The organism is Rahnella perminowiae, from assembly GCF_019049755.1.
GTDB classification, from domain to species: domain Bacteria; phylum Pseudomonadota; class Gammaproteobacteria; order Enterobacterales; family Enterobacteriaceae; genus Rahnella; species Rahnella perminowiae.
Genome location: NZ_JAFMOS010000425.1, coordinates 1 through 8,767, shown reverse-complemented (window position 1 = coordinate 8,767; position 8,767 = coordinate 1). Strand labels below are relative to the sequence as shown.

The 8,767-nt window shown below is 53.1% G+C and carries 7 protein-coding genes; 5 read left to right on the top strand and 2 right to left on the bottom strand.

All coding sequences use genetic code 11. The features are described from left to right. The coding region (gene pyrD / locus J1785_RS06550) for a quinone-dependent dihydroorotate dehydrogenase (RefSeq protein WP_217219070.1) at nucleotides 1–993 on the bottom strand (993 nt) is incomplete at its 3' end. A 315-nt stretch (nucleotides 994–1,308) separates the two neighbouring features. On the opposite strand from pyrD, the gene ssuE reads away from it, so the two are divergent. From ssuE to ssuB, 5 genes are read left to right on the top strand one after another with little or no spacing between them, the layout of a single operon-like run. Continuing rightward, nucleotides 1,309–1,890 carry an NADPH-dependent FMN reductase gene (ssuE, locus tag J1785_RS06545; protein ID WP_129952513.1) on the top strand — a complete coding sequence of 194 codons (582 nt, stop codon included), beginning with the start codon at nucleotides 1,309–1,311 and terminating at the stop codon, nucleotides 1,888–1,890. Nucleotides 1,891–1,908: 18 nt separating this feature from the next. Next, the gene (locus tag J1785_RS06540; protein WP_129952512.1) at nucleotides 1,909–2,883 is read left to right on the top strand and encodes a sulfonate ABC transporter substrate-binding protein; all 975 of its coding nucleotides are present in this window, start codon (nucleotides 1,909–1,911) and stop codon (nucleotides 2,881–2,883) included. Between the two features lie 59 nt (nucleotides 2,884–2,942). Next, nucleotides 2,943–4,097: an FMNH2-dependent alkanesulfonate monooxygenase gene (ssuD, locus tag J1785_RS06535; protein WP_129952511.1), complete on the top strand. Its 1,155-nt coding sequence runs from the start codon at nucleotides 2,943–2,945 to the stop codon at nucleotides 4,095–4,097. 11 nt (nucleotides 4,098–4,108) lie between these two features. After that, nucleotides 4,109–4,900, top strand: coding sequence for an aliphatic sulfonate ABC transporter permease SsuC (gene ssuC, locus J1785_RS06530; RefSeq protein ID WP_129952510.1), 792 nt, complete (start codon nucleotides 4,109–4,111; stop codon nucleotides 4,898–4,900). Further along, complete coding sequence (gene ssuB, locus J1785_RS06525) at nucleotides 4,897–5,679, top strand: aliphatic sulfonates ABC transporter ATP-binding protein (protein WP_217219069.1); 783 nt, start codon at nucleotides 4,897–4,899, stop codon at nucleotides 5,677–5,679. The genes ssuC and ssuB overlap by 4 nt, the downstream gene beginning before the upstream one ends. 99 nt (nucleotides 5,680–5,778) lie before the next feature. Here the strand turns inward: ssuB and pepN are convergent, their stop codons facing one another. After that, the gene (pepN, locus tag J1785_RS06520) at nucleotides 5,779–8,394 is read right to left on the bottom strand and encodes an aminopeptidase N (protein ID WP_217219068.1); all 2,616 of its coding nucleotides are present in this window, start codon (nucleotides 8,392–8,394) and stop codon (nucleotides 5,779–5,781) included. Nucleotides 8,395–8,767: the final 373 nt, after the last annotated feature.

The following is an 8,767-nucleotide window of genomic DNA, read 5'->3' as shown; positions in this document are numbered from 1 at the left end:
ATCTTTGATCAGGCCCGGGCCTTTAAAGATAAAGCCGGAATAGATTTGAATTAAGGAAGCGCCTGCCGCCATTTTTTCACGCGCCGCAGTTAATGAATCAATACCGCCAACACCAATAACAGGCAGGCGTCCTTGTAATTCATTAGAGAGCATGCGGATGATTTCTGTACTGCGAAGTTGTACCGGGCGCCCGCTCAGGCCACCGACCTGGTCACAATGATTCAGCCCCTGAATGAGTTTACGATCGAGTGTGGTATTCGTCGCAATGACGCCATCCATATTATGACGGACTAAACTGTCAGCTATTTGGATCAGTTCTTCCTCAGAAAGATCCGGCGCGATCTTTACGGCAACAGGCACATATTTTTGGTGGCGTTGCTGTAGCTCAAGCTGTTTATTCTTAATCGCTGCCAGCAAATCATCCAGCGCTTCACCGTATTGCAGTGAGCGTAATCCGGGGGTGTTAGGTGATGAAATATTCACCGCAATATAACCTGCGTACGGATATACCTTTTCCATACAGGTCAGATAATCCTCTTTACCCTGCTCGACCGGTGTATCTTTATTCTTGCCAATATTAATCCCCAGGACGCCGCCAAAGTGTGATTTTTTGACGTTATTCACCAGATTATCCACGCCATGATTATTGAAACCCATGCGATTAATCAGGCCTTCAGCTTCAACAATACGGAATAAACGTGGCTTATCATTTCCGGCCTGCGCACGCGGAGTCACGGTACCGACTTCAATAAATCCAAAGCCCATTGCCCCGAGCGCGTCAATACATTCGCCGTCTTTATCCAGGCCAGCAGCCAGCCCCAGAGGGTTCTTAAAGGATAATCCCATGCAGGTCACGGGCCTGGCCGGCACTGACTGGCGGATTAAAAATTCAAAGGGGGTGCCGGAAATACGGCTCAGCTGACGAAAGGTTAACTCGTGGGCTCGCTCTGGATCGAGCTGAAACAGTGCTTTCCTGACAAGAGGATAATACATGGAGACTCCTGGATTCCCGGTGGCTAGACGGGGCGGTATTATTGACTAAGCGCCGGACAATTGGAAATGATAACCGGCATATTGGCTAAATAATTGCTCCGTTAAGCAAACGATTACTTTTTAGTTACCTTTACTTCACTTTTCTTCTCTTTCCCGCCATCGCTGCGCTGCGCACTTAACACGCACTTTATCTGATTTAAAACTTTCTATAGCCAAAATTGAGATTTCCGCTCCGCCGCCTCTGCCTGCTAGGTTTACCTCACTTCGTTAATAAAAATGATAGTTCTATAACAGATTGTTATAAGGAATAAGCAAATGCGTGTAGTCACCCTGGCAGGTAGCCCGCGACAACCCTCCCGCTCCTCTTCGCTGCTGGCGCTCAGCCACCAGTGGCTGGCAAGTCGTGGTGTTGAAGTCTTCACCTATAATATTCAGGATTTCTCAGCTGACGATCTGCTGTTCGCTAATTTTGGCAGCCCGCAGCTGAAGCAGTTGAATGCGGAACTGGCACAAGCAGATGGCCTGATCGTCGCCACACCGGTATATAAAGCTTCTTTTTCCGGAGCACTGAAAACTCTGCTCGATTTACTGCCTGAACGCGCACTTGATCATAAGGTAGTGCTGCCGCTGGCCACCGCCGGATCCATCGGCCATATGCTGGCCGTCGATTACGCATTGAAACCGGTTCTTGCCTCGCTGAAAGCACAGGAAGTTTTGCAGGGCGTTTTCGCCGATGACAGCCTGATTACTGACTATCAGACATTCCCCGCCACGCTGGCCCCCGCACTGGAAGAGCGTCTGATTGAATCTCTGGAAAATTTCTATCTGGCGCTGAGCCGCCGGCGTCCGCAGCAACCCTCTGTTGCATCACTTTCTGCGCAAGCCCTGCGTGTCTGAGTTAAAAAGGACTTAATCATGCCTGCTTCTGTCTCTTTATTACGCCGCTTCCCTGTTGTGATCAGCCTGCTGGCCAGCCTTTTGCTCAGCGGTACCGCCACGGCTCAGGAAAAGGATCCGGCGCAATTGCGTATTGCCTACCAGAAAGGATCTGTCGGACTGGTGCTGGCGAAATCTCATCAGTTGCTGGAAAAACGTTTCCCGGACACCAAAATCAGCTGGGTAGAATTTCCTGCCGGCCCCCAAATCCTTGAAGCCCTGAACGTCGGGAGTATTGATCTGGGCGGTACCGGTGATTTGCCGCCGTTGTTCGCGCAGGCCGCGGGCGCGGATTTGCTGTATATCGGCTCTGAACCGCCGAAACCGAAAGCGGAAGTCATTCTGGTCGACAGCAACAGCCCGATCAAAACCGTGGCAGATCTTAAAGGCCATAAAGTCGCTTTCCAGAAAGGTTCCAGCTCTCACAACCTTTTGCTGCGCGCCCTGCAACAGGCAGGCCTGAAATTCAGCGATATCCAGCCGGTGTATCTGACGCCTGCTGATGCGCGCGCCGCCTTCCAGCAACATGACGTGGATGCCTGGGCCATCTGGGATCCGTACTATTCGGCTGCCCTTGTTGAGGGTGATGTCCGTGTTCTGACCGACGGCTCGACACTGCATCAGACCGGCTCCTTCTATCTCGCACCGAAAAAATATACCGAAGCCAATCCTCAGTTTATCAGCCAGGTTCTGGAGGTGTTGACGCAGGCGAATGCGCTGACCAAAACCGACCGTGAGCAAAGTATCAAACTGCTTTCCCTGTCAATGGGACTGCCGGAAAAGGTAGTGGCGTCCTATTTGGATCATCTGCCGGATATGCCTATCACGCCGGTCAGCAACGAAACAGAGAAACGCCAGCAACAAACCGCCGATTTGTTCTATCAGAACCACATTTTACCTAAGCCGGTTGAGATTAAAGATCGCATCTGGAAACCGGCCGTACAAGCTAACTGAATAGCTATTTAGCCGCCGCTGAGCGGTAACGAATCGCAAACTTTGAGAGGAACATAAAGATGAGTCTGAACGTATTCTGGTTTTTACCTACCCATGGCGATGGCCGCTATTTAGGCACTGAAGAAGGAGCCCGCGTCGTCGACCACGGTTATCTTCAACAGATCGCGCAAGCGGCTGATCGCTTAGGTTTCGGCGGTGTGCTGCTACCGACCGGCCGTTCATGCGAAGATTCATGGCTGGTAGCCGCCTCGCTGATCTCCGTCACGCAGCGGCTGAAATTTCTGGTCGCACTGCGCCCGGGCATTATTTCCCCTACCCTGGCAGCCCGTCAGGCCGCGACGCTCGACCGGCTTTCAGGGGGACGCGCCCTGTTTAATCTGGTGACGGGTGGTGATCCGGCTGAACTGGCCGCAGAAGGTTTACACCTCAACCATAAGGAACGTTATGAAGCGTCAGCGGAATTTACCCGTATCTGGCGTCGTGTTCTGGAAGGCGAAACCGTCGATTACGAAGGCAAACACATTCAGGTAAAGGGCGCGAGTCTGATGCATCCACCGGTCCAATACCCTCGTCCGCCACTGTATTTCGGCGGGTCTTCTGACGAAGCGCAGGATCTTGCTGCCGAGCAGGTTGAACTGTATCTGACCTGGGGCGAGCCTCCGGCGCTGGTGAAAGAAAAAATTGAGCAGGTCCGCGCCAAAGCGGCTGCAAAAGGCCGCACCGTGCGTTTCGGTATTCGACTGCACGTAATTGTACGTGAAACTACCGAAGAAGCCTGGCGTGCTGCCGACAAACTGATCGCCAACGTGGATGACGAAACTATTCAACGCGCCCAGGCAGCTTTCGCTAAAACCGATTCCGTCGGCCAGCACCGGATGGCAGCATTGCACGGCGGCGACCGCAACAAACTGGAAATCAGCCCGAATCTCTGGGCCGGCATCGGTCTGGTCCGTACCGGAGCAGGAACGGCGCTGGTAGGTGATGGGCCGACAGTCGCCGCACGTATGCAGGAATATGCAGATCTGGGTATCGATACCTTTATTTTCTCCGGTTATCCGCATCTGGAAGAAGCGTATCGCGTCAGTGAATTGCTTTTCCCGCATCTGGATCTGGCAAAACCTGAAGACGACAGTACCGTGAAGAAAGCCATCTTGCCGCGTGGCGAACTGGTTGCTCATGACTTTGCGACCAAGCGCACTGCCAGCCAGCACTGAGGAGAGCAGAAATGACAACGACACAACGCTGGCTGAACCGTGCAGCGCCGTGGGTGGTGCCGGTGGTTTTGATCGGTGGCTGGCAGCTGGCTGTCGAAGCAGGCTGGTTATCCAACCGCATTCTGCCCGCACCGAGCGCAGTGGTGGAAGCTTTCTGGACGCTGGCCAAAAGCGGTGACCTTTGGCAGAACCTGAAAATCAGTACCTTTCGCGCACTGACTGGTTTCGCCATCGGTGGCAGCCTCGGGTTGCTGCTCGGCTTTATTACCGGGCTTTCCCGCTGGGGTGAGCGCCTGCTCGACAGCTCTTTGCAAATGCTGCGAAACATTCCACATCTGGCGCTGATCCCGTTGGTGATCCTATGGTTCGGCATTGACGAGTCCGCGAAGATTTTCCTGGTGGCGCTGGGGACGCTGTTCCCGATTTATCTCAATACCTACCACGGCATCCGCAATATTGACCGTGGTCTGCTTGAGATGTCGCGCAGCTACGGGCTTTCCGGTTTTCCATTGTTTATTCAGGTGGTATTACCGGGCGCGTTACCGTCAATTATGGTTGGCGTACGATTTGCGCTGGGGTTTATGTGGCTGACGCTGATTGTGGCTGAAACCATTTCCGCGAACTCCGGGATTGGTTATCTGGCGATGAATGCCCGCGAGTTTTTACAAACTGACGTCGTGGTTGTCGCCATCGTGCTTTACGCCATTCTTGGCAAACTGGCCGATGTCCTTGCCCGCCTGCTGGAAAGTGTCTGGCTGCGCTGGCACCCTGCTTATCAGAAGAAACAAGGAGATGCCGCATGAATGCCCCCGCTCGTATCCCGCAAGGCACGCCGGTGACACTGTCCGGCATCACAAAAAAATACGGCAACCGCGCCGTGCTGAACGATATCAATCTGCGCATACCACCCGGCCAGTTTGTCGCCGTCGTCGGGCGCAGCGGCTGTGGCAAAAGCACCCTGTTGCGGTTGCTGGCCGGACTGGAGAAAACCACGCAAGGCGAATTGCTCAGTGCCAGCGCACCGCTGAGTCAGGTGCGTGAAGATACGCGTCTGATGTTTCAGGATGACCGCCTGCTGCCCTGGAAGAAGGTGATTGATAACGTAGGATTAGGCCTGAAAGGCCCGTGGCGTGAAGCCGCACAGGCTGCGCTGGAAGAAGTCGGGCTGGCAGATCGCGCCAACGACTGGCCGTCGGCATTATCCGGCGGACAGAAACAACGTGTGGCACTGGCACGTGCACTTATCCATCGTCCCCGGCTGTTATTGCTGGATGAACCGCTGGGTGCACTGGATGCGCTAACGCGCATCGAAATGCAAAGCCTGATTGAACGCTTATGGCAGCAACATGATTTCACCGTGCTGCTGGTGACGCACGATGTCAGCGAAGCCGTGACCGTTGCTGATCGCGTGATCCTTATCGATCAGGGGCAGATTGGCATGGATTTAACGGTTGATTTACCGCGTCCGCGCCGTAAAGGTTCTGCACGACTGGCAGAACTGGAGGCCGAAGTGCTGGAACGCGTACTGACGCCACAGACTGCGCAAAATATAGCTCAGGAAGCGAAACGCGCGCAGAACTGATTTCAGCTTTCAGTGGATCTAAAACGAAAAAAGGGCGATGTTTCCATCGCCCTTTTGCTTTGCTGCTGTTTATTCTGACAGGCTTGCCATAACAGGCAATTACGCCTCTAGCGCTTTGGTGATTTTTTCGAATAAATCACCGGACAGATTTTCCAGCCCTTTCAGTTGTTCAAGTGCCTGACGCATCAGCGCCTGACGGTGCTGATCGTAACGCTTCAGACGGATCAACGGCTCAATCATACGCGCCGCCACCTGCGGGTTACGGGTATTAAGATCGGTGAGCATTTCAGTCAGGAACTGATAGCCACTGCCGTCTGTGGCGTGGAATGCATGAGGATTCGCCGAGGCAAACGCACCGATTAATGAACGAACCCGGTTCGGATTGCCCATGCTGAATGAACGGTGGTTAAGCAGTGAACGGACTTTCTCCAGTACATCGGCTGCCGGGCTGGTCGCCTGCTGGATAAACCATTTATCCATGACCAGACCGTCGTGATGCCAGCGCTCATCGTAAGCCGCCATCAGTGATTCACGGCAAGGCAACTGTGCGGAAACTGCCGCAGACATCGCCGCCAGCGAATCTGTCATGTTATCAGCCTGCTCAAACTGAGTTTTAATCAGTTGGTCAGCCAGTGCCACATCGGCAAAGGCCAGATAATGCAGACAGGTATTGCGCAGCGAACGCTTACCGATATCTTCATGCACCACGCGGTACGCAGGCAGACGGTTAGCGTTGTAAACCGCCAGGAATTCATCCGCCATTTCGGTGGCCAGACAACGGGTGATGGCATCGTGAACGGCGCTGATCGCTTGCGGATCGATAATGTCGAACAGTTCAGCGATTTCATTTTCAGACGGCAGGGTCAGGATCTGCGCCGCCAGCGCCGGATCGATATTCTCATCCAGCAATACTGCACGGAACGCATCCGCGACATGCAGCGGCAGAGACAATGGCTGTTTCTGCTGGTGACGTGCCACGTTCAATTTGATGTAGGTTGCCAGCAGGCTTTGTGCAGCGTCCCATCGCGCAAAATCGTTACGCGCATATTTCATCAGGAAAGTCAGCTGATGATCGCCCCATTTGTAATCAAGCTTCACCGGCGCAGAGAATTCACGCAGTAAAGAAGGCACCGGCGGGTATGCCACGTCGTCAAAGATGAACGTTTGCTCCGCTTCAGTGACATTCAGCACGTTACTGACCGTCTGACCGTTTTGCTTGAGCGCAATGACGTTACCCTGAGGGTCGTACAACTCAATATCCAGCGGAATATGCAGTGGCAGTTTTTCACTCTGATCAGGCGTTGCCGGGGTTTTCTGGCTGACTGTCAGGGTGTACTGCTGTTTTTCCACGTCATAATCGTCACGCACGGTCAGTACGGGTGTACCGGACTGGCTGTACCAGCGGCGGAACAGAGAAAGATCGACGTTTGAGGCATCTTCCATCGCCTGCACAAAATCGTCACAGGTTGCCGCGCTGCCATCATGACGCTCAAAATACAGCTGCATCCCGGCCTGGAATTTCTCTTCGCCCAGCAGGGTGTGAAGCATACGGATAACTTCTGAACCTTTCTCATACACCGTCAGGGTGTAGAAGTTGTTCATTTCGATAACTTTTTCCGGACGAATCGGGTGAGCCATCGGGCTGGCATCTTCGGAGAATTGTGCGCCACGCATTACGCGGACGTTATCAATACGGTTAACCGAGCGCGATCCCAGGTCTGAGCTGAATTCCTGATCACGGAATACGGTCAGGCCTTCTTTCAGGCTCAGCTGGAACCAGTCGCGGCAGGTGACGCGGTTGCCGGTCCAGTTATGGAAATATTCGTGGCCGATCACTGCTTCGATACCGAGGTAATCTTTGTCGGTCGCGGTTTCCGCTTTCGCCAGCACGTATTTGGAGTTAAAGACGTTCAGTCCTTTGTTTTCCATCGCGCCCATGTTGAAGAAATCAACGGCGACAATCATAAAGATGTCGAGATCGTATTCGAGATTGAAACGGGTTTCGTCCCATTTCATGGATTGCTTGAGGGATTCCATGGCCCAGTCCGCACGATCCAGATTACCGCGATCGACAAACAGTTCCAGTGCCACATCGCGGCCGGAGCGGGTTTTGAAGGAATCGCGCAAAACATCAAAATCACCGGCTACCAGCGCGAACAGGTAACAAGGTTTCGGGAACGGATCCTGCCATTTGATCCAGTGTTTACCGCCTTCCAGCTCCCCCTGTTCAATACGGTTGCCGTTGGACAACAGATACGGATAACGGGCTTTATCCGCCACAATGCGGGTGGTAAAACGCGCGAGAACATCCGGGCGATCCAGATAATAAGTAATGTGGCGGAAACCTTCGGCTTCACATTGCGTACAAAGTGCTTCGCCGGAAAGATACAATCCTTCGAGTGCGGTGTTTTTCGCCGGATGAATTTCGTTAACAATCGCCAGTTCAAAGGCTTCCGGCAGGCCGGTGATTTCCAGCGCGCCTTCTTTGAGCTGATATTTCGGCCAGTCCTGACCGTTAATTTTCAGGCTGACAAGCGTCAGATCTTCGCCGTTGAGCACCAGCGGAGCCCCTTCTGCGCCCTGTCGTTTAATCTGACTGATGGCGGTCACAAGGGTCTTCTGTGCATCAAGCTCGAAATTAAGGTCAATGTCCGTGATGGTATAGTCCGGTGCACGATAATCGTGGCGGAATTTGGCTTGTGGCAGTTGAGTCATAAAAAACCTTTTGACGTTTCTGTTGTTAAGAGTGATGACGATATAAGTTGATGAAGCAGGTTCTGTCAGCCAGCAAATGGCTGCACAGCGCACCGGACGACCTTCATACTTTTTTATCTTTAAACTCTAACACAGGCATCGGGAAATCCCAGATTGTTGCCAGTTTGTGAGTGCGTATGCGCACCTTTCAACCAAAACACAGAAATTTCTCTAAAACTGTGGTTTTGGCGCATCCCGCAGAGACACAACTTCTGAACCTTTCTCATACACCGTCAGGGTGTAGAAGTTGTTCATTTCGATAACTTTTTCCGGACGACTCGGGTGAGCCATCGGGCTGGCATCTTCGGAGAATTGTGCGCCACGCATTACGCGG